19 protein-coding genes are annotated in these 19,226 nt (G+C 63.3%); 10 read left to right on the top strand and 9 right to left on the bottom strand.

Annotated features, from left to right (window positions below; all coding sequences use genetic code 11):
• Positions 1 to 73 precede the first annotated feature (73 nt).
• Together H5P29_RS20545 and H5P29_RS20540 are read right to left on the bottom strand one after the other, a co-directional pair.
• The gene (locus tag H5P29_RS20545) at positions 74 to 1,000 is read right to left on the bottom strand and encodes a pseudouridine-5'-phosphate glycosidase (protein WP_154385608.1); all 927 of its coding nucleotides are present in this window, start codon (positions 998 to 1,000) and stop codon (positions 74 to 76) included.
• Between the two features lie 20 nt (positions 1,001 to 1,020).
• A complete protein-coding gene (locus H5P29_RS20540; RefSeq protein ID WP_154385527.1) occupies positions 1,021 to 1,959 on the bottom strand; it encodes a carbohydrate kinase family protein in 939 nt (312 codons plus the stop codon).
• A gap of 276 nt (positions 1,960 to 2,235) precedes the next feature.
• On the opposite strand from H5P29_RS20540, the gene recA reads away from it, so the two are divergent.
• Together recA and alaS are read left to right on the top strand one after the other, a co-directional pair.
• Positions 2,236 to 3,324 (top strand): recombinase RecA, encoded by a 1,089-nt coding sequence (gene recA, locus H5P29_RS20535; protein WP_067962672.1) that lies wholly within the window; start codon positions 2,236 to 2,238, stop codon positions 3,322 to 3,324.
• Positions 3,325 to 3,571: 247 nt separating this feature from the next.
• The gene (gene alaS / locus H5P29_RS20530; protein ID WP_067966656.1) at positions 3,572 to 6,232 is read left to right on the top strand and encodes an alanine--tRNA ligase; all 2,661 of its coding nucleotides are present in this window, start codon (positions 3,572 to 3,574) and stop codon (positions 6,230 to 6,232) included.
• Between the two features lie 108 nt (positions 6,233 to 6,340).
• Here the strand turns inward: alaS and H5P29_RS20525 are convergent, their stop codons facing one another.
• Complete coding sequence (locus tag H5P29_RS20525; RefSeq protein WP_067962669.1) at positions 6,341 to 6,739, bottom strand: VOC family protein; 399 nt, start codon at positions 6,737 to 6,739, stop codon at positions 6,341 to 6,343.
• Positions 6,740 to 6,926: 187 nt separating this feature from the next.
• Between H5P29_RS20525 and H5P29_RS20520 the strand changes: the two genes are divergently transcribed.
• Positions 6,927 to 7,775: a GyrI-like domain-containing protein gene (locus H5P29_RS20520; RefSeq protein ID WP_154385526.1), complete on the top strand. Its 849-nt coding sequence runs from the start codon at positions 6,927 to 6,929 to the stop codon at positions 7,773 to 7,775.
• A 29-nt stretch (positions 7,776 to 7,804) separates the two neighbouring features.
• Here the strand turns inward: H5P29_RS20520 and H5P29_RS20515 are convergent, their stop codons facing one another.
• The 3 genes from H5P29_RS20515 to H5P29_RS20505 form a co-directional block, all read right to left on the bottom strand.
• Positions 7,805 to 8,572, bottom strand: coding sequence for a hypothetical protein (locus H5P29_RS20515; protein ID WP_169808337.1), 768 nt, complete (start codon positions 8,570 to 8,572; stop codon positions 7,805 to 7,807).
• Positions 8,573 to 8,613: 41 nt separating this feature from the next.
• Positions 8,614 to 9,825: an NADP-dependent isocitrate dehydrogenase gene (locus H5P29_RS20510; protein WP_067962660.1), complete on the bottom strand. Its 1,212-nt coding sequence runs from the start codon at positions 9,823 to 9,825 to the stop codon at positions 8,614 to 8,616.
• A 179-nt stretch (positions 9,826 to 10,004) separates the two neighbouring features.
• On the bottom strand, positions 10,005 to 10,349 hold the full coding sequence (locus H5P29_RS20505) for a TfoX/Sxy family protein (RefSeq protein ID WP_154385525.1): 345 nt from the start codon (positions 10,347 to 10,349) through the stop codon (positions 10,005 to 10,007).
• Positions 10,350 to 10,448: 99 nt separating this feature from the next.
• Between H5P29_RS20505 and H5P29_RS20500 the strand changes: the two genes are divergently transcribed.
• From H5P29_RS20500 to H5P29_RS20490, 3 genes are all read left to right on the top strand, one after another.
• Positions 10,449 to 11,309 carry an RNA methyltransferase gene (locus tag H5P29_RS20500; protein ID WP_246340630.1) on the top strand — a complete coding sequence of 287 codons (861 nt, stop codon included), beginning with the start codon at positions 10,449 to 10,451 and terminating at the stop codon, positions 11,307 to 11,309.
• Positions 11,302 to 12,096: a glutamate racemase gene (gene murI / locus H5P29_RS20495; RefSeq protein WP_067962648.1), complete on the top strand. Its 795-nt coding sequence runs from the start codon at positions 11,302 to 11,304 to the stop codon at positions 12,094 to 12,096. The genes H5P29_RS20500 and murI overlap by 8 nt, the downstream gene beginning before the upstream one ends.
• Positions 12,097 to 12,174: 78 nt before the next feature.
• Complete coding sequence (locus H5P29_RS20490; protein WP_067962645.1) at positions 12,175 to 12,363, top strand: DUF3008 family protein; 189 nt, start codon at positions 12,175 to 12,177, stop codon at positions 12,361 to 12,363.
• A gap of 41 nt (positions 12,364 to 12,404) precedes the next feature.
• Here H5P29_RS20490 and H5P29_RS20485 read toward each other — a convergent pair whose 3' ends face one another.
• Positions 12,405 to 13,040 carry an NAD(P)-dependent oxidoreductase gene (locus H5P29_RS20485; protein ID WP_154385523.1) on the bottom strand — a complete coding sequence of 212 codons (636 nt, stop codon included), beginning with the start codon at positions 13,038 to 13,040 and terminating at the stop codon, positions 12,405 to 12,407.
• Positions 13,041 to 13,187: 147 nt separating this feature from the next.
• Here H5P29_RS20485 and H5P29_RS20480 point away from each other — a divergent pair, with 147 nt between their 5' ends.
• The 3 genes from H5P29_RS20480 (at position 13,188) to rpsD (ending at position 15,220) form a co-directional block, all read left to right on the top strand.
• Positions 13,188 to 13,598 (top strand): helix-turn-helix domain-containing protein, encoded by a 411-nt coding sequence (locus H5P29_RS20480; protein WP_154385522.1) that lies wholly within the window; start codon positions 13,188 to 13,190, stop codon positions 13,596 to 13,598.
• Positions 13,599 to 13,672: 74 nt separating this feature from the next.
• Positions 13,673 to 14,380: a 2OG-Fe(II) oxygenase gene (locus tag H5P29_RS20475; RefSeq protein ID WP_154385521.1), complete on the top strand. Its 708-nt coding sequence runs from the start codon at positions 13,673 to 13,675 to the stop codon at positions 14,378 to 14,380.
• Positions 14,381 to 14,602: 222 nt separating this feature from the next.
• Positions 14,603 to 15,220 (top strand): 30S ribosomal protein S4, encoded by a 618-nt coding sequence (gene rpsD, locus H5P29_RS20470; protein ID WP_067962637.1) that lies wholly within the window; start codon positions 14,603 to 14,605, stop codon positions 15,218 to 15,220.
• Positions 15,221 to 15,444: 224 nt separating this feature from the next.
• Here the strand turns inward: rpsD and H5P29_RS20465 are convergent, their stop codons facing one another.
• Entirely contained in the window at positions 15,445 to 16,815 is a 1,371-nt protein-coding gene (locus H5P29_RS20465; RefSeq protein ID WP_185910146.1) for an IS1182 family transposase, read from the bottom strand.
• A 176-nt stretch (positions 16,816 to 16,991) separates the two neighbouring features.
• Here H5P29_RS20465 and ttcA point away from each other — a divergent pair, with 176 nt between their 5' ends.
• Complete coding sequence (gene ttcA / locus H5P29_RS20460; protein WP_154386084.1) at positions 16,992 to 17,840, top strand: tRNA 2-thiocytidine(32) synthetase TtcA; 849 nt, start codon at positions 16,992 to 16,994, stop codon at positions 17,838 to 17,840.
• Between the two features lie 88 nt (positions 17,841 to 17,928).
• On the opposite strand, the gene H5P29_RS20455 is transcribed toward ttcA, so the two are convergent.
• Complete coding sequence (locus tag H5P29_RS20455; protein WP_154386083.1) at positions 17,929 to 19,194, bottom strand: multidrug effflux MFS transporter; 1,266 nt, start codon at positions 19,192 to 19,194, stop codon at positions 17,929 to 17,931.
• Positions 19,195 to 19,226 lie beyond the last annotated feature (32 nt).

Genomic DNA, 19,226 nt, shown 5'->3' with positions numbered 1-19,226 from the left:
TGGCCGCGCCGCAGCTTAAGCCTGCTTGTTCGGAATGTATATGATGAAGCGCTAATATTGACGTGGATGCGGTTCACGCCTTGGCCAGCGCGATCGCCACCTTGGCCGCCAGCCGCGCATTGTTCTCGACCAAGGCGATGTTGGTCTTCAAGCTGGCGCCGTTGGTCAGTTCGAGAATCTTGGCCAGCAGGAACGGCGTCACCGCCTTGCCCGAGATGTTTTGCGCCTCGGCCGCCTTCTGGGCCGCTTCGATGTAGCTGGCCATCGTTTCAGTCGGGATCTCGTCGCTCTCCGGCACCGGGTTGGCGACCAAAAGGCCGCCGTCGAGGCCGAGTGCTGCGCGCGTCGCATGCAGGCGGGCGATCTTGTCAGCTGTGTCGAGGCGCAGCGGTGCCGCATAGGGCGACTTGCGCGACCAGAAGGCCGGCACGATGTCGGAGCCGTAGGCGACAACAGGCACGCCGCGCGTCTCCAGCACTTCCAACGTCTTTTCGATGTCGAGGATCGCCTTGGCGCCGGCCGAGACCACGATGACAGGCGTGCGCGCCAGCTCGTCGAGGTCGGCCGAGATGTCAAAGCTCTTCTCGGCGCCCTTGTGCACGCCGCCGATGCCGCCGGTCGCGAACACCTTGATGCCGGCGAGATGGGCCGCGATCATCGTCGCCGCCACGGTCGTGCCGCCGGTGCGGCCTTCGGCAACCGCATAGGCGATGTCGGCGCGCGACAGCTTCATTGCGCCGCCGGTCATGGCCAGCGATTCGCGCTCGCCGTCCGACAGGCCGATCTTGATGCGGCCGCCGATGACGGCGATCGTTGCGGGCACCGCACCTTCGTCCGAGATGATCTTCTCGACATTGGCCGCCATAGCCGAATTGTCGGGATAGGGCATGCCGTGGGTGATGATGGTGCTTTCGAGCGCGACAACCGGCTTGCCGGCGGCAAGAGCTGCGGCGACGGGCGCGTGGATGTCGATGAAGGGGCGGGCGGTTTCAGGCGTCATGTTGGTCTCCTTGGTCCGCGTCATGCCATTTCCCGGGCTTGCGGCACAAGGGCCAGCGCCGCGTCAAAGTCTGCCTGGGCGAGATCGGGCACCGCCGAGGCACTTTCTATGGCCAGCACGGCTGCGGCAATGCCCTCGCGCAGCGCCCGCTCGAGCGGCAGCCCGCGCAGAAGCGCCACCGTCGTTGCCCCCGCCAGCGCGTCGCCGGCGCCGGTCACGTCGACGATCCAGCGTGGGGCAGGCGGTGTGATCTCCATCAGGCCGGCGGCGTCATAGGCAAAGACCGAGCTTCCGCCTGCCGTGACGACCCCGCGCTTGAGCCCCGTGGCGCGCAGGCCGCGGGCGAAGGCGTCGGGCGTGGAATCGGCAGCGACATCAGCCAGCACCGCCGCCTCGCGCCGGTTCATGTAGAGGCAGGAGAGCTTGCCGAGGATCGGCGCCAGCCGCACCGCCTTGGCGGGCGAAATCGCAATGGCAAACAGCGGCTTGTCGGCAATCTCGCCGAGCCTGGTCAGCGCTGCTTCGGGCAGGTTGGCGTCGCACAGCACGGCATCCGTGCCTGCGATCGCCTCACGCGTCTTGGCGCGCCTGAGCTGCTTGGCGAAGGCAAGTTCGTAGAGGCTCATGTCTGCCAGTGCCGCGACCACGTCGCCGTCGCGGTCGAGCAGGGCGGTGTAGCTCGGCGTCGCCCGGTCGAGGAAGATGGCCGACAGGTCCTCGATGCCGTTGGTCGCGATCTCCGACGCCACGGCGTCGCCGGCCGCGTCGCCGCCGCGCACCGACATCAAGGCGCCGGTCGCCCCGCGACGCACTGCACCCCGCAACGCATTGAAAGCGCCGCCGCCAACCTCCTCGCTCATCGAGCCGGGGATCGAGGCGCCCGCCACGAACGGTGCCGTCATGCGGCCGCGCCGGTCGACATGTGCGCCTCCGATGGCAAGGATCTTGGGTGACGTCATGATGCAGGTGTCCGGCAGAGGTTTCGGGCGTGGAACTTAGTGTCTGGCGAGGCGGGCGGCAACCGAATCGCGGCGCGGGCGGATTTTCACGGCGGCGTGTCGCGCCATATGCGACATCGCATCACGTGCAGCTTTAAAACAAAAAAAGAACACGCATGTGATTAAACATAAATATCAGTAAGTTGACTGCTCTTGCCAAATGAGAACAAAACAGATACAAAATTATATCGGTACCGGATCTGCCGGCCTTCATTGACGACCACGGGGTGATGTATCATGGCTCAGAATTCATTGCGGCTTGTAGAGGATAATTCGGTGGACAAATCCAAGGCTCTGGACGCGGCGCTGTCGCAGATCGAACGCGCCTTCGGCAAGGGCTCGATCATGCGCCTGGGCGCCAATGAGCAGGTTGTCGAGATCGGAACGGTCTCCACCGGCTCGCTCGGCCTCGACATCGCTCTTGGCGTCGGTGGCCTGCCGCGCGGACGCATCATCGAAATCTACGGGCCGGAAAGCTCGGGCAAGACGACGCTCGCTTTGCACACCGTGGCCGAAGCCCAGAAGAAGGGCGGCATCTGCGCCTTCGTCGACGCCGAACACGCGCTCGACCCGGTCTATGCCCGCAAGCTCGGCGTCGATCTCGAGAACCTGCTGATCTCGCAGCCCGACACGGGCGAGCAGGCGCTGGAGATCTGCGATACGCTGGTGCGTTCCGGCGCCATCGACGTGCTGGTCGTCGACTCGGTTGCAGCGCTGACGCCGCGCGCCGAGATCGAGGGTGAAATGGGCGAGTCGCTGCCCGGCCTGCAGGCCCGCCTGATGAGCCAGGCGCTGCGCAAGCTGACGGCCTCGATCTCGCGCTCCAACACCATGGTCATCTTCATCAACCAGATCCGCATGAAGATCGGCGTCATGTATGGCTCGCCGGAGACCACCACCGGCGGCAACGCGCTCAAGTTCTATGCTTCGGTCCGCCTCGACATCCGCCGCATCGGCTCGGTCAAGGACCGCGACGAGGTCGTCGGCAACCAGACCCGCGTCAAGGTGGTCAAGAACAAGCTGGCCCCGCCCTTCAAGCAGGTCGAGTTTGACATCATGTATGGCGAAGGCGTGTCCAAGACCGGCGAGCTCGTCGATCTCGGCGTCAAGGCCGGCGTTGTCGAGAAGTCGGGCGCCTGGTTCTCCTACAATTCGCAGCGGCTCGGCCAGGGACGCGAGAACGCCAAGCTGTTCCTGCGCAACAATCCCGACGCGGCGCGTGAGATCGAACAGCTGCTCAGGCAGAATGCCGGTCTGATCGCCGAGAAGTTCCTCGAGAACGGCTCGCGCGAGGAAGACGACGGCGACGAAGCTGGCGCGATGTAGGCGCATTCGGGGCCGGTCCGGCGAACGTCGGACCAGACCCAAGACAGACGATCTGAGCGACCGCCGGCCATTGTGCCGGCGGTTTGCGTTTGTGAAGACTGCTTCGCTGATCGGGCGGCGGATTGCGGGCTATTGCCGGTCCGGTGTTTCTGGACAGGGTTAAGGTGGGCGGCTAAAAGGCCAGTTCCAATTTCCGCCTGCAAAGGGCGGGGTGCATCTGTTCAGGGCGGCGATCAAAGGCGGCAATATGAGTGGCGTGAACGAGATCAGGTCGACATTTCTCGACTACTTCAAGAAGAACGGACACGAGGTCGTAGCCTCCAGTCCGCTCGTCCCGCGCAATGACCCGACCTTGATGTTCACCAATGCCGGCATGGTGCAGTTCAAGAATGTCTTCACCGGGCTCGAGACGCGCTCCTATTCGCGCGCCGCAACCGCGCAGAAGAGCGTGCGCGCCGGCGGCAAGCACAACGACCTCGACAATGTCGGCTACACCGCGCGCCATCTCACCTTCTTCGAGATGCTCGGCAACTTCTCCTTTGGCGACTATTTCAAGGAGCAGGCGATCGAGCTTGCCTGGAACCTGATCACCAAGGAGTACGGGCTCAAGAAGGACAAGCTGCTCGTCACCGTCTATCACACCGACGACGAGGCGGCCGACCACTGGAAGAAGATCGCCGGCTTCACCGACGACCGCATCATTCGCATCGCCACCTCGGACAATTTCTGGGCGATGGGCGATACCGGCCCGTGCGGCCCGTGCTCGGAAATCTTCATCGACCGCGGCGAGCACATCTGGGGCGGCCCTCCCGGCAGCCCCGAGGAGGATGGCGACCGCTTCCTCGAATTCTGGAACCTCGTCTTCATGCAATATGAGCAGGTGACGAAGGAAGAGCGCATCTCGCTGCCGCGCCCGTCCATCGACACCGGCATGGGCCTCGAGCGCATGGCCTCGATCCTGCAGGGCGTCGAGACCGTGTTCGAGACAGACCTGTTCCGCACCTTGATCGATGCCGCGTCCTCGGCGATCGGCCGTGGCCCGGATGACAGCAATGTCGCCTCCTACCGCGTTATGGCCGATCACCTGCGTTCGTCCTGCTTCCTCGTCGCCGATGGCGTGCTGCCCTCGAATGAGGGCCGTGGCTATGTGCTGCGCCGCATCATGCGCCGCGCCATGCGTCATGCGCAGCTTCTCGGCGCGCAGGAGCCGATGATGTGGAAACTGGTGCCCGCACTCATCCGCGAGATGGGGCAGGCCTATCCCGAGCTCGTCCGTGGCGAAGCACTCATCACCGAGACGCTCAAGCTCGAAGAGACCCGCTTCCGCAAGACGCTCGCCCGCGGCCTGGGCCTGCTGGCGGACGCCACCGAGACGCTGGGCTCGGGCGACATGCTCGACGGCGAAACCGCCTTCAAGCTTTACGACACCTACGGCTTCCCGCTCGACCTGACGCAGGACGCATTGCGCCAGCGCAGCATTTCGGTGGATCTCGCCGGCTTCACCGATGCGATGGAGCGGCAGAAGGCCGAGGCGCGCGCCAACTGGGCGGGCTCCGGCGAGGCTGCGACCGAGGTCGTCTGGTTCTCCGTCCGCGAAAAGACCGGCGCCACCGAATTCCTCGGCTACGAGACCGAGCAGGCCGAAGGCGTGATCCTGTCGCTGCTCAAGGACGGCGCCGTTGTCGATGCCGTGAACGAGGGCGACATCGTCGCCATCGTCGTCAACCAGACGCCGTTCTACGGCGAGTCGGGCGGCCAGATGGGCGACACCGGCACCATTTCAGGCGAAGGCTTCGCCGTCGAGGTGACCGACACCCAGAAGAAGGCCGACGGCCTGTTCGTTCATTACGGCAAGGTCACCAAGGGCAAGCTCAAGACGGGCGCTGCCGTCGAGCTCAAGGTCGACCACAACAGGCGGACGCGTTTGCGGTCGAACCACTCGGCAACCCACTTGATCCACGAGGCGCTGCGCGAGGTGCTCGGCACTCATGTCGCGCAGAAGGGCTCGCTGGTTGCGCCTGAGCGCCTGCGCTTCGACATCTCGCACAACAAGCCGATCTCGGCCGAGGAGCTCGAGGAAGTCGAGCGCATGTCGAACGAGATCGTGGTCCAGAACAGCCCCGTCACCACGCGCCTGATGAGCGTCGACGATGCCATTGCCGAGGGCGCGATGGCGCTGTTCGGCGAAAAATATGGCGACGAGGTTCGGGTCGTCTCGATGGGCACCGGCCTGCATGGTGCCAAGGCCAACCGTCCCTATTCGGTCGAGCTGTGCGGCGGCACCCATGTCCGCTCCACCGGCGACATCGGCCTGGTGCGCATCGTCTCCGACAGCGCCGTCGCTGCCGGCGTGCGTCGCATCGAGGCGCTGACCGGCGAGGCGGCGCGTCGTCACCTCGACGAGCAGGACCGCCGCCTGAAGACGGTCGCAGCAGCACTGAAGGTGTCGCCCGCCGACGTGCTGACGCGTGTCGAAGCCCTGGTCGATGAACGCAAGAAGCTTGAACGCGAGCTGACCGAAGCGCGCAAGCGGCTCGCCATGGGTGGCGGGCAGGGCGGTTCCGCCGATGCGGTGCGCGAGATATCTGGCGTGAAGTATCTCGGCAAAGTTGTGTCAGGCGTCGACCCCAAGGACCTCAAGGGCTTGGCCGACGAAAGCAAGGCCGGCCTCGGTTCGGGCGTGGTGACGCTGATCGGCGTGTCGGAAGATGGCAAGGCCAGCGCTGTCGTGGCTGTCACGGCCGATCTCGTCGACCGCCTCAGTGCCGTCGACCTGGTTCGCGTCGCATCCGCAGCCCTTGGCGGCAAGGGCGGCGGCGGCCGTCCGGACATGGCCCAGGCCGGTGGCCCCGACGCCACCAAGGCCGACGAGGCTGTCGAGGCTGTCGCCCAGGCAATGGCCGGCTGATCCTGGATCAGGCTGAGGAATCGACAGGGCGGGAGCTTCGGCACCCGCCCTTTTCATTTGGCCGTCTCGACGTCCAGGTCGCTGGCCGGCGGATCAGTCTTCAGCGGATCAGTCTTCAAAAGCAGCGACAAATTCGACCTTGATCCGGTCGGGGTCCTCGATGAACAGTGCGTAATAGTCGCTGCCGCCATTGGCGAAGGGATAACGCTCGTCATAGAGGCAGGGAATGCCGTTGTCCCGGCAGACCTGCCTGAGCCTGTCGACGGTCGTCCTGTCTTCCACGCGAAAGGCCAGATGATTGAGGCCAACGCCGGACCGGTGATAGGGCCGATGGGCGTGCTTCTCGGCCACCTGGACGAAGGTCAAATAGGCATGGTTGCCGTGGGCGAGCGTGAAGCCATCGTTCCAGCGCCCGGTTTCCTCATAGCCGATCTGCGCGAGAAGAGACGCCCAGAAGGCATGCGATCTCTCCAGGTTCGACACATAGATTTCGACGTGATGCAGCATCGGCTTGGCCCCTGAACGCTGTTTGCCTGCAATCTCAAGCTGTATCGCTTCCAGTCCTCATCCGCTATCCCACTGGCCTGGGGGATTGTCATGCGGCAGGCGTGCGGGACCTCCGGTTTGAACTCAGCAGGATTTGTCAAATCAGGCTATGTTTCTGTCCGGCCGATCGATTTGCAAAGGGTTTGGCATGAACGGTGAAACGGCATGGGCAGTCTATGAAACCCGCCTGAGAAGGGTTTCGGCTCACATCCACGCGCATCTCGACGAGGAGCTGGATATGGACTGCCTGGCCGACATCGCCTGCATGTCGAGCTACCACTGGCAAAGGATCTACCGCGCCATCTACGGTGAAACGGCTGCCGCCACGGTCAAGCGCCTCAGGCTGCACCGCGCCGCCGGCGACATCGTGGGGACGGATCTGACTGTCCTGGAGATTGCGAAACGGTCCGGCTATCCCAACGTCCAGTCGTTCAACCGCATCTTCAAGGCCGTCTACGGCATGCCGCCGGCGCGCTACCGGAGGGAGGGAAGCCACAAGCTCTTCGAAACCCACAGAGGAAAGGCTTCCCACATGTTCGACGTTCAGATCCGCACCATATCCGACACCAGCCTCGTCGGCGTTCCCCATCAGGGCTCCTACATGCAGATCGGCAAGGCCTTCGAGCAGCTGTTCGGCACGCTCTACGCCCGCGGCCAGGCGCGGCCCGACATGCGCATGATCGGTATCTATCTCGACGACCCCGATCTCGTTGCCGAGGACAGACTGCGCTCGGTCGCCTGCGTCAGCGCCGATGCGTCGGCACCTGCCGCCGCACCGCTCGAGCGCCGCGCCATCCAGGGCGGCGAATACGCCGTGCTGCGCCACAAGGGGCCGTATGCCGAGATGCACATGGCCTACAAATGGCTCTATGCCGAATGGTTGCCGAAATCGGGTCGCCAACTGCGCGACGCGCTGATGTTCGAGGAATACCTCAACAACCCGCGCGACGTGGCGCCATCAGAGCTCCTGACCGACATCCACCTGCCGTTGGCCTGAGTTGGGGGCGCAGGGAAATCCGGCGGTCGTCAGATAAACTCGCGGCCACCGGTATATTGACGGCGAAGCCGCCGGATCACCCACTTGTGGAGCGGCTGGTTCCGCCGGCGATGGAGAAAGACTGTCTCGCCGAATGGCTGTTCGCCTGGCTCGTTCTGCCATGGACCAAACTGCGACGGATCGGGAAACAGCGCTGCGTTGTGTCTCTTCGCAAGGATCGTCAGCACCGACTGGTCATGTCGATGGTCGACGAAGCCAGGCAGGTTCGGAAGCCCGTGTATGTTCGGGGCATCAGTGAGACATGCCTCGCTTGTCATGGCTTCGGAAAGGCGTGACACAAACTGCCTTGCTTCCGGCCCAGCCCGGTAAAGCTGAATGCCGCCTACGAGTTGCGGCAGCGACCAGAACTCATCGGTGTCGGCGTTCAGCTCGACAAAGCAATCGCGCTTTGTCCATGTCGACTGCAGCATCGCGCTGCCCATCTGGAAGAGACAAACAGGGTGTTTTTCAGCCAGCGCGATGAGCGGCGCGGGGTCGGCGATGAATGTCATGGCGATGTCGGTGTAGAGAACCAGCGTGCCATCCGGCACGCTGTTCAGTACATCCATGATGACAAATGGCTTCCAGAGCCAATAGCCCGCACCGCGTCGTGCGCTCATTATGGCCGGGTAACGTTGCGCCAAATCGCGCAGCACAGGATGGTCCGGTGTGTAGACAACGGTATCAAGGCCGAACCGGCATGCCGTCTTTGCTAGCAATTTGCTGGCCTGTGAATAGTTCGCGGTCGCAAACGTCACATGAACGGCATGCACTGGGTTCGGCCTTGTCTTTTTGCAGATCAGCCCATCGCCTTCTGCAGGTTCTCGTCGATCTTGTCGAGGAAACCGGTGGTCGACAGCCAGGGCTGGTCGGGGCCAATCAGCAGCGACAGGTCCTTGGTCATGAAGCCGCTTTCAACCGTCTGGATGCAGACGCGTTCCAGCGTCTCGGAGAAACGCTTCAGATCGGCGTTGTCGTCGAGCTTGGCGCGGTGGGCGAGGCCACGGGTCCAGGCGAAGATCGAGGCGATCGAGTTGGTCGAGGTTTCCTCGCCCTTCTGGTGCTGACGGTAGTGGCGGGTGACGGTGCCGTGGGCAGCTTCAGCTTCCACCGTCTTGCCATCCGGGGTCATCAGCACCGAAGTCATCAGGCCGAGCGAGCCGAAGCCCTGGGCCACGGTGTCGGACTGCACGTCGCCGTCATAGTTCTTGCACGCCCAGACATAACCGCCCGACCACTTCAGGCTCGAAGCCACCATGTCGTCGATGAGGCGGTGTTCGTACCAGAGCTTGCGCGCCTTGAACTCGGCCTCGAATTCCTTCTCGTAGACCTCCTGGAAGATGTCCTTGAAGCGGCCGTCATAGGCCTTGAGAATGGTGTTCTTGGTCGACAGATAGACCGGATAGTTGCGCAGCAGGCCGTAGTTCAGCGAGGCGCGGGCGAATTCGCGGATCGACTCGTCGAGGTTGTACATGGCCATCGCCACGCCGGCGCCCGGGGCGTCGAACACGTCGTGCTCGATCACCTGGCCGTCGTCGCCGACGAACTTGATCGACAGCTTGCCCTTGCCCGGGAACTTGAAGTCGGTTGCCTTGTACTGGTCGCCGAAGGCATGACGGCCGACGATGATCGGCTTGGTCCAGCCCGGAACCAGGCGCGGCACGTTCTTCATGATGATCGGCTCGCGGAAGATCGTGCCGCCGAGGATGTTGCGGATCGTGCCGTTGGGCGACTTCCACATCTTCTTGAGCTTGAACTCCTCGACGCGCTGCTCGTCAGGCGTGATGGTGGCGCACTTCACGCCGACGCCGTGCTTGTTGATGGCGTTGGCAGCGTCGATGGTCACCTGGTCGTTGGTGGCGTCGCGGTGTTCGATGCCGAGGTCGTAATATTCGAGGTCGATGTCGAGATAGGGGTGGATCAGCTTGTCCTTGATGAACTGCCAGATGATGCGGGTCATCTCGTCGCCGTCGAGTTCGACGACGGGCTTGGCCACCTTGATCTTCGCCATAGGAAATTGCCTCTTTTTGCCTGGAACCAGCCGGTCCCGGAGGGTTCACGATTGGGAGTGCGGCCCCTATACCAAAGCGAATCGGACGGCGCAAATGATTGCGATTGCGACCTTCGGCCTGTTTGCTGACATTGTATGAAATGCCTGGCTGCGACGTTGGCCGTCGCTGGTGCCGCAGGTCATTTTTGCCTGGCTGAGCCCGTCTTCGGCGGCATCGGCCCGACGAAGCGCGACGCCATGGCGATCCAGCTCTCGATCGCCCGGTCGTCCAGCTTATCAGGCGCCACCATGATGAAGCCTTTCATCTCGCGGCCGGTGAAGTCCATTCGCCTGGCGCCCGGCAAGGCGAGAGCCGCGGGCTCCTGTTCCTCACCGACGCGCACCAGCAAGGCGCCGTCCTTCAGCGTGCCGACCATCATGTTGCCGTTGAGCGTGAAGCAGGTGCCGCCGAACATACGGATTTCGCCGACATTGGGATCGTCGCCGACAAAGGCCAGGATCTGTTCCGCGAGATCGTCCGCCATGGCTCGCCCTTACCGGAACTTCATTTTCGCGCGCGAATATGTCAGGGACGCGCAAAAGGCGCAATTCTCGGTTCAATCGCAACAATGTCAGAAAACCCCATGCCAACAGCGGCCCCCGTGATCATCCTCGTCGAGCCGCAGCTCGGCGAGAACATCGGCATGGTGGCGCGCGCCATGGCCAATTTCAGCCTCGGCGAACTGCGCCTGGTCAATCCACGCGACGGCTGGCCGAACGAGAAGGCGCGCTCCGCTGCCAGCAACGCCGATCACGTCATCGACGCCGTCGTGGTCTTCCCCGACCTCGCATCGGCGGTTGCCGACCTCAACTTCGTCTTCGCCACCACCGCGCGCGAGCGTGACGGCTTCAAGGAAGTGCGCGGTCCCGTCGAGGCCGGCCGCATGCTGCGCGGCCGCGCCGCGTCAGGTCTTCGCACCGGCATACTGTTCGGGCGCGAGCGTTTCGGTCTCTACAACGAGGAAGTGAGCCTGGCCGACGAGATCGTCACCTTCCCGGTCGATCCCAGATTTGCCTCGCTCAACATCGCCCAGGCGGTGCTGTTGATGTCCTATGAGTGGATGAAATCAGGTCTGGAAGATGAGACCCAGACCAATTTCTCTGGCCCGGAAATGAAGCCGGCGACCAAGGACGAGTTGCACGGCCTGTTCAATCACCTCGAATCCGCCCTCGAGGCGCGCGGCTATTTCCGCCCGGCGACCAAGAAGCCGAAGATGGTCGACAATCTGCGCTCGGTGCTGACCCGGGCCGGCTTCTTCTCCCCCGAGCTCAAGGTGCTGCGCGGCGTCGTTGCCTCGCTCGACTATTTCTCGCCCAAGGAGCCGCGCGGCAAGGGTTATCCCGAACGCAAGGCCAGGGTTGACCTCGCCGCCCATTCGGGTGGCGCCGGCAGCGACGAGGACGACACGCCGCCGGTCGGCGGCAGAGGGCTCGACAATGACTGACCGCCCGATCCTGATGTTCGATTCCGGCATTGGCGGGCTGACCGTGCTGCGCGAGGCGCGTGTGCTGATGCCCGACCGCCGCTTTGTCTATGTCGCCGATGATGCGGCATTTCCTTATGGCAACTGGGAGGAGCCGGCGCTCAAGCAGCGCATCCTTGGCCTGTTCGACGAATTGCTCGAGCGCTTCAAGCCCGAGCTGTCGGTCATTCCCTGCAATACCGCCTCGACGCTGGTCATCGAGGCGATCCGCGAGCGTTTTCCCGACCACCCATTCGTCGGCACAGTGCCGGCCATCAAGCCGGCGGCCGAGCGCACCTGTTCGGGCCTGGTTTCGGTGCTGGCCACGCCGGGCACGGTGAAGCGCCAGTACACGCGCGACCTCATTACCCAATGGGCGTCGAAGTGCCATGTCCGCCTCGTCGGCAGCCACAGGCTGGCAGCCTTGGCCGAGACCTACATGCGCGAGGGTTTCGTCGATGAACAGGCGGTAGCCGAGGAAATCGCCCCGTGCTTCGTCGAGCAGGACGGCCGCCGCACCGACATCGTCGTGCTTGCCTGCACGCATTATCCTTTCCTGGTCAACCGCATGCGCAAGACAGCGCCCTGGCCGGTCGACTGGATCGATCCGGCCGAGGCGATCGCGCGCCGCGCGCTGTCCTTGCTCGACGGTTCGCGCGAGTGGCGCGACGACGCCGGCCGCGACATCGCCGTCTTCACCTCGAAGCGCACCGATTTTGCGACGCGCCGGCTGATGCAGGGCTTTGGACTGACGGTCGAAGGAACATGACGGCCCGGCAGGCGTTTTCCAAACCCGAGAGGTCCAAAGGCCCAGAGGTCCAAAGGCCCAGAGGTAAGGAGAAACGCCATGCCAGCCGTATCCAAAGCCCAGCAGAAAGCCGCTGGAGCAGCCCTCGCCGCCAAGCGCGGCGAGATCAAGAAGAGCGAACTCGTCGGCGCATCGAAGGAAATGTACGAATCGATGACCGAAAAGGAACTCGAGGAGTTCGCCGAGACCAGCCACAAGGGTTTGCCGGAGCACAGGACAAAGCACTGAGGTCCGGCAAACCCGTCGGGCACTGAGCCTCGGCGAGCCGATCAGTAGCCGACGGTGAAGCGCTTGCCCGTATGCTCAGGCGTTTCGGCCTCGTTGACGATGGCGACGGCCAGGTCTTCCACCGAGATGTGGCTTTCGCCATTGGCATCGAACACCGGCTGGTCGCCACCTGTGCGGAATTTTGCGGTGCGTGCGCCCGGGGCCATCATGATTGCCGGCGACAGGAAAGACCATTCCAGACCGGTCTCGCCGCGCAGGGCCGCAAGGGCGTCGCGCGCGGCGCGTGCACCGTCCTTGTAGGCTTCGGGGAAGTGCGGGCCGTCGACCAGCTGTTTGCCGTCGATTTCGAGGCTGCCAGCGCCACCGACGACGATGACGCGCTTGCCGGCGGCCTTTGCGGCTGCGACGATCGCCTTCGAGCCGGCGAGATGCTTGGCATAGATCTCCGGATCGCCCCAGCCGCCATTGAAGGCGGAGACGACGACGTCGCTGCCCGAGATCGCGGCCTTCAGCGCGTCGATGTCGTTGACGTCGGCTTTGACAGCGGTGACGCCGTCGAGGGCGGCGACCTTGGACGGGGTGCGCACGATGGCCGTGACCTCGTGGTCACGCGAAGCGGCTTCCTTGAGCACCGCGTTGCCGACGAAGCCGGATGCGCCGATGAGAGCGAGTTTCATGATCTTCTCCTTGTTCGCCTGCTTTGCCATTTCAGGCGAATGCAGGTATGATTTGTAATCAGGTTACCAACGATAACTATATAGATCGAACCGAAGAGGGCGAAAAGAACGCATGATTTCGTGCCCAGGTTACGTCAGAGGAACCACATGAACGCCCCGACAAAACCCACAACCGCGGTGCCGCTGCTTCACACCACCCCCGGCTTCGAAACCGATGGCCGCAGCACATGCCCGATCCGCGAGGTGCTCGACCGTGTCGGCGACACCTGGAGCATCCTCGTCATCATCAATCTCCAGGAGCAGCCGGTGCGCTTCAACGCGCTCAAGCGCGCGATCGAAGGCATCTCGCAGCGCATGCTGACGGTCACCCTGCGTTCGCTGGAGCGTGACGGGCTGGTCACCCGGACGGTGCGGCCGACAACCCCGCCAGAGGTGGAATACGGGCTGACCGAGCTCGGCCAGTCGCTTGCCGTGCCGATCGCGTCGCTCGGCGGCTGGGCCGCAAGCAATCGTGACAACATGCGCCAGGCGCGGGAGGCGTTCGATCTCGATACCTGAGCCGCGCAGGAATCGGAATGCGGCGCCCGGATTGGGCGCATAGCGTCGGCCTCCAACAACAACGGAGCGCCGCCATGAAGCCAAACCCTATCGTTTCGCGCCTGGACTGGACGCGAATCCTCAGTGAACTCGACGAGTTTGGTGTCGCGCCGACCGGTCCGCTGCTCGACAACGAGACCTGCCAGGCCTTGCGCGCGCTCTATGATCGCGACGCGCTATTCCGCAGCCGCATCGTCATGCAGCGTCATGGTTTTGGGGCGGGGGAGTACAAATACTTCGCCAACCCGCTTCCTGAAGTGATCTCGGGCCTGCGCCACGGCTTCTATGAGCACCTTGCGCCCTTCGCCAATGGCTGGAACGAGCGCATGGGGCTCGCAAGGCGTTATCCCTGCGAACTCGACGCTTTCCTTGCCGAATGCCACGCCGACGGCCAGACCAGGCCGACACCGCTTCTCCTGAAATACGGTGCCGGCGACTACAACTGCCTGCACCAGGACGTCTATGGCGAGCACCTGTTTCCGGTCCAGCTGGTGATTCTGCTCTCCGACCCGCAATCCGAATTCGCAGGCGGCGAAATCGTCATGACCGAGCAGCGTCCGCGCATGCAGTCGCGCGCCGAGGTGGTTCCGCTCGGCATCGGTCATGGCGCGCTGTTTGCCGTCAACGACCGGCCCAAGGCTGGTTCGCGCGGCGACTATCGGGTAAAGATGCGCCACGGCGTCAGCCGCATCCGCTCTGGCGAGCGCTTCACGCTCGGCATCATCTTCCATGATGCGAAGTGAGCCGGCTGCCTTGGAAGCGTTGACATTGCAGCCGGTTTCGCCTAGTTAGCCGCCAACGCCGGGCCGAAACGCCCGGTGTTTCATTTGACGTGTCCCGTGGACCTTTTCCGCAATGCGTGCGTGGAAGATCCTGTCAGGCTCCGAAAACGGGGGCCAGAGGAGGGCGCGTTTTCCTCGCCTGGAACGTGAAGTTCCGGGTGCAACGTTTTGAAGGGAAATGCGATGAGCAAGCGCGAATCCGCTAAGTACAAAATCGATCGCCGTCTTGGCGAGAACATCTGGGGCCGTCCGAAGTCCCCGGTCAACAAGCGTGAATACGGCCCCGGCCAGCACGGCCAGCGCCGCAAGGGCAAGCTCTCGGACTTCGGTCTGCAGCTGCGCGCCAAGCAGAAGCTGAAGGGTCACTACGGCGACGTTTCGGAAAAGCAGTTCCGCAAGACCTATGAAGAGGCAAACCGCCGCAAGGGCGACACCTCCGAGAACCTGATCGGCCTGCTCGAGTCGCGTCTGGATGCGGTCGTCTACCGCGCCAAGTTCGTGCCGACCATTTTCGCTGCCCGTCAGTTCGTCAACCACGGCCACGTCAACGTCAACGGCAAGCGCACCAACATCTCGTCCTACCGCTGCAAAGCTGGCGACGTGATCGAAGTCCGCGAGAAGTCGAAGCAGCTGGTCATCGTTCTCGAGTCGGTTGGTCTCGCCGAGCGTGACGTTCCTGACTACATCGAAGTCGATCACAACAAGATGGTCGCGACCTTCGCTCGCGTTCCCGGCCTGTCGGACGTTCCGTACGCAGTCCAGATGGAACCGAACCTCGTCGTCGAATTCTATTCGCGCTAATCCCCAGAGCGCGGTGCTTCGCGCCGCGTTCAATCTCGCTGCCTTGGGCGCATCTTGGCGATGCGCCGGGATAGCACCGAATTTCAAAGGGCGGCCGGCAACGGCCGCTCAGACTGCTGACAAACCCCGTCGAATTTCGGCGGGGTTTTGTTTTGTGGGTTGATTGAGCTTTTGGATTGATGTCGGGGGGCAGATGCCAGTGCCGTTGCGAGCCGGCTTTGGCCTCATGCGAGGCTTGGTTCTGGCTTTGGCCAGAGGCTGATTGCGATCTTTTTCATGTTCTGGGCGGCGGCTGCGATCAGGCACTGGCAGGCGACGCGTGTTCGCCCTCGGAAGCGGGCATAACGATGGCCGAAGAGCTGCTTGGCATCGGCGAAGGATCGCTCGACCGTCTCCTTGCGGCGTCGATAGATCGCCTTGCCCCATGCGGTTAAGCGGTTGGCATCGACCCGCTCGCGGACATCCTGCCAGACATGGCGCGTGATGGTGCGCTCGGCCTTGGCGTTTGATGTGCAAGACGCCAGCAGCGGACAGTTGCGGCAGATCGTCGGGTCGCTCCTGTAGTGGCGATAACCGCCGCGATCGGTGGTGGCGTAAGTGAGCAACTGGCCCTGCGGGCAACGATAGCCGTCAAGGTCCGGCTCATGGACGAAAGCGCCCTTCCTCATCTTGCCAGGCTTTGGCCGGGTCGGGTTGCGATAGCCGACGACACCGTGGATGTTCCTGTCCTCCAGGCCCTTGGCGATGCCTGGCGTGGCATAGCCGGCATCCAGCCCCGCCGCCGTGACGTCGAAGCCGAAACGCTCCACCTGGCGGTCGAGCCGGTCGAGATAGACGATCGAGTCATGCACGTTGGCCGGCGTGGCAAACGTGTCGGTGATGATGCCGAAGCCGCCATCCACCGTGCGGTGATCGAGATAAAAGAAGCCCTTCGGCTTGCCCTCGCGCACCATATAGCCAGCCTCAGGATCGGTGCGCGAGACCTTCGTCTCTTTCACCGCAGGCTGCCGCTCCTGCTCCTTCAGCGCCTTCTGGCCGTGCAACGCCCGTTCGGCATCGATCGCCCGGTCGAGCTCGCCCCAGTAGTCGGCACGCGACTTGGCGACCATGGCAAGGTCGTACTTGCCGTTGTTGGCATTGGCCTTCAGGTGCGTGCTGTCGGTGTAGAGCACCGTGCCGTCGACCAAGCCTGCCCCGATCGCCTGCTCGACAATGCGGTCGAAGATCGCCTGCGCGATCGTCTCGTCCTGGTAGCGCCGGCGTCGGTTCTGCGACAATGTCGAGGCGTCGAACACCTTGTCCGTCAGCTTCAGCCGCAGGAACCACCGGTAGGCGACATTGACCTCGATCTCTCGCACCAATTGCCGCTCCGAGCGCACCCCGAACAGGTAGCCGATGAACAGCGCCTTGAACATCAAGGTCGGATCGAGTGGCGGGCGACCATTGTCGGCGCAGTAAAGCGGCGCTGTCAGATCGTGGATGAACGAGAAATCGATAACACCATCGATCTTGCGCAGAAGGTGATCAACTGGAACCAGTTGATCGAGCGTGACGATCTCAAGTGCGGTTTGTTCAGGGCCGGCTCGCTTCAACATCACCCACTGAATCACAAACCCCCAACTCTCGCCAGGGGTTTGTCAGCAGTCTGGGCGGCCGGCAACGGCCGCTCTTTTCGTTTGGGGCGCATGTCTTGCGCGCCGCCTGAATTTGCGGAATACCGCTGGCGGCAGCGCTGTCCCGTATGCGCGCCGTGGATTGAAGGACCAGACCGATGGGCATTCACGAACAGGACGCGCTGGCCGAGCCTGCGGAGGGTGCATTCCCGCTCTATCGCGATGCCCCGTCCTCGGTCGAGTTCAACAAGCTGCGCAAGCGACTGCTGCGCCAGACGCGCCAGGCGATCGAAGACTATGCCATGGCCAGGTCAGGCGAGCGCTGGCTGGTGGCGCTGTCGGGCGGCAAGGATTCCTATGGCCTGCTCGCGGTCCTGATGGATCTCAAATGGCGCGGCCTGCTGTCGGTCGATCTGCTCGCCTGCAATCTCGACCAGGGCCAGCCCAACTTCCCCAAGAACGTGCTGCCCGATTATCTCAATGCCAATGGCATCGCCCATCGCATCGAATATCGCGACACCTATTCGGTCGTTACCGAGAAACTGCCGGAGGGCAGCACCTATTGTTCACTGTGCTCGCGGCTCAGGCGAGGGCACCTCTACCGCATCGCGCGTGAGGAGGGCTGTTCCTCGCTGGTGCTCGGCCACCATCGCGAGGACATTCTCGAGACCTTCTTCATGAATCTGTTCCATGGCGGACGCCTCGCCGCCATGCCGCCCAAGCTGCTCAATGACGAGGGCGACGTTATGGTTCTGAGGCCTCTGGCCTTCTGCGCCGAGGCCGACATGGCCAAATTCGCCGAGGGCATGAAGTTTCCGATCATCCCCTGCGACCTCTGCGGCAGCCAGGAAGGCCTGCAGCGCAACGCCATGAAGGCGATGCTGGACGATATCGAAAAGCGCATGCCGGGCCGCAAGGACACCATGCTGCGGGCGCTGTCCAACACCCGTCCGTCGCATCTGCTCGATCGCAAGCTGTTCGATTTCACCAGCCTGATGGCTGGCTGAGGTCGACAGGGTCACCAAAACGAACAGCCCGAAAACCTTGAGGTTTTCGGGCTGTTTCTATTTCAGAGGCTGTACGTCGTCGACGCTGTCAGTGGACCTCGGCAACTGCCGGCTTCGGATCGTGCTGGCCGCGGAACAGCTTGCCCTTCTCGGCAATCAGCACCATCACCAGGCCAATCGAGGCGACGCTGCAGAAACCGATCGCCAGCGGCACCGTCGTGCCATCGAAGGATTGGCCAATGGCCGCACCGATCATGCCACCGCCCAGGGTCTGCATGAAACCCTGCACCGAGGATGCCGTGCCGGCGATATGGCCGAGCGGCTCCATCGAGATCGAGTTGAAGTTGGAGCCGATCCAGCCGAACTGGAACATCGCCAGAGCAAACAGCACGATGAAGGCTGGAAACGGCACCGGCCCGGTCAGCGACCAGACGAGCCAGATCGCACTCACCAGCAGGAAGCCGATCAGGGCGCCGTGCGACAGCTTGCGCATGCCGAATTTGACGACGAGACGCGAGTTGAGGAACGACGACACCGACATCATGCCGGCAATGGCCGCAAACACCGCCGGGAACCACACGCCGAGCCCGTAGAGGCCGACATAGACCTGCTGCGCCGAGTTGATGAAGCCGAACAGTGCGCCGAAGATGGTCATCGAGGCCAGCGTGTACCACAGCGACATGCGCGTGGTGAGCACGGTGCGGAAGCCCCGGGCGATCGACATCACCGACAGCGGCCGCCGGTCCTCGGGATGCATCGTCTCAGGCAGGCGGATCGCCGCCCACAGCGTGATCGCCAGCGCCGACACCGCCATGACGATGAAAATCATGTGCCATTCCGAAAACAGCATGACGATCTGCCCCATGGCGGGCGCCACCACCGGCACGACCATGAACACCATGAAGATCAGCGACATGATCTCGGCCATCTGCCGCCCGCCGAAGCGATCGCGCACCACCGACACCGCAATGACGCGCGTCGACGCAGCACCTATGCCCTGGACGAAGCGCAGCAAAAGCAGCGTTTCGAAGCTTGGCGCGAATGCCGCCGCGAAGGCCGCAAGCACATAGATGCCGAGGCCGAACAGCAGCGGCTTGCGCCGGCCGAACTGGTCGGAGATCGGGCCATAGGCCAGCAGCGCCAGTGCGAGGCCGGCGAAATAGGCGGTAATCACATATTGCCGGTGGTTCTCGCTCTCGACGTTGAGGGCAGCACCGATCTGCTGCAGCGCCGGCAGCATGATGTCGACGGCAAGCGCGTTGACGGCCATCAATGCGGCGGCCAGCGCGATGAATTCCCAACGCGGAATCGGGAATGCGTCCTGACGGACGCTGGGAGCGACTTTCTGTTCCATTCGGAATCCAATTCAAACGGAAATGCGCCGGG

Source organism: Aminobacter sp. MDW-2 (genome assembly GCF_014250155.1).
In the GTDB taxonomy this organism is placed as follows: Bacteria; Pseudomonadota; Alphaproteobacteria; order Rhizobiales; family Rhizobiaceae; genus Aminobacter; species Aminobacter ciceronei.
This window is presented reverse-complemented; position numbering and strand designations above follow the sequence as displayed.

What these genes read in the sequence shown, in the direction of transcription:
- H5P29_RS20545 (WP_154385608.1), bottom strand. Translation starts at nt 1,000, where the DNA reads ATGACGCCTGAAACCGCCCGCCCCTTCATCGACATCCACGCGCCCGTC.
- H5P29_RS20540 (WP_154385527.1), bottom strand. Translation starts at nt 1,959, where the DNA reads ATGACGTCACCCAAGATCCTTGCCATCGGAGGCGCACATGTCGACCGG.
- recA (WP_067962672.1), top strand. Translation starts at nt 2,236, where the DNA reads ATGGCTCAGAATTCATTGCGGCTTGTAGAGGATAATTCGGTGGACAAA.
- alaS (WP_067966656.1), top strand. Translation starts at nt 3,572, where the DNA reads ATGAGTGGCGTGAACGAGATCAGGTCGACATTTCTCGACTACTTCAAG.
- H5P29_RS20525 (WP_067962669.1), bottom strand. Translation starts at nt 6,739, where the DNA reads ATGCTGCATCACGTCGAAATCTATGTGTCGAACCTGGAGAGATCGCAT.
- H5P29_RS20520 (WP_154385526.1), top strand. Translation starts at nt 6,927, where the DNA reads ATGAACGGTGAAACGGCATGGGCAGTCTATGAAACCCGCCTGAGAAGG.
- H5P29_RS20510 (WP_067962660.1), bottom strand. Translation starts at nt 9,825, where the DNA reads ATGGCGAAGATCAAGGTGGCCAAGCCCGTCGTCGAACTCGACGGCGAC.
- H5P29_RS20505 (WP_154385525.1), bottom strand. Translation starts at nt 10,349, where the DNA reads ATGGCGGACGATCTCGCGGAACAGATCCTGGCCTTTGTCGGCGACGAT.
- H5P29_RS20500 (WP_246340630.1), top strand. Translation starts at nt 10,449, where the DNA reads ATGCCAACAGCGGCCCCCGTGATCATCCTCGTCGAGCCGCAGCTCGGC.
- murI (WP_067962648.1), top strand. Translation starts at nt 11,302, where the DNA reads ATGACTGACCGCCCGATCCTGATGTTCGATTCCGGCATTGGCGGGCTG.
- H5P29_RS20490 (WP_067962645.1), top strand. Translation starts at nt 12,175, where the DNA reads ATGCCAGCCGTATCCAAAGCCCAGCAGAAAGCCGCTGGAGCAGCCCTC.
- H5P29_RS20485 (WP_154385523.1), bottom strand. Translation starts at nt 13,040, where the DNA reads ATGAAACTCGCTCTCATCGGCGCATCCGGCTTCGTCGGCAACGCGGTG.
- H5P29_RS20480 (WP_154385522.1), top strand. Translation starts at nt 13,188, where the DNA reads ATGAACGCCCCGACAAAACCCACAACCGCGGTGCCGCTGCTTCACACC.
- H5P29_RS20475 (WP_154385521.1), top strand. Translation starts at nt 13,673, where the DNA reads ATGAAGCCAAACCCTATCGTTTCGCGCCTGGACTGGACGCGAATCCTC.
- rpsD (WP_067962637.1), top strand. Translation starts at nt 14,603, where the DNA reads ATGAGCAAGCGCGAATCCGCTAAGTACAAAATCGATCGCCGTCTTGGC.
- H5P29_RS20465 (WP_185910146.1), bottom strand. Translation starts at nt 16,815, where the DNA reads ATGTTGAAGCGAGCCGGCCCTGAACAAACCGCACTTGAGATCGTCACG.
- ttcA (WP_154386084.1), top strand. Translation starts at nt 16,992, where the DNA reads ATGGGCATTCACGAACAGGACGCGCTGGCCGAGCCTGCGGAGGGTGCA.
- H5P29_RS20455 (WP_154386083.1), bottom strand. Translation starts at nt 19,194, where the DNA reads ATGGAACAGAAAGTCGCTCCCAGCGTCCGTCAGGACGCATTCCCGATT.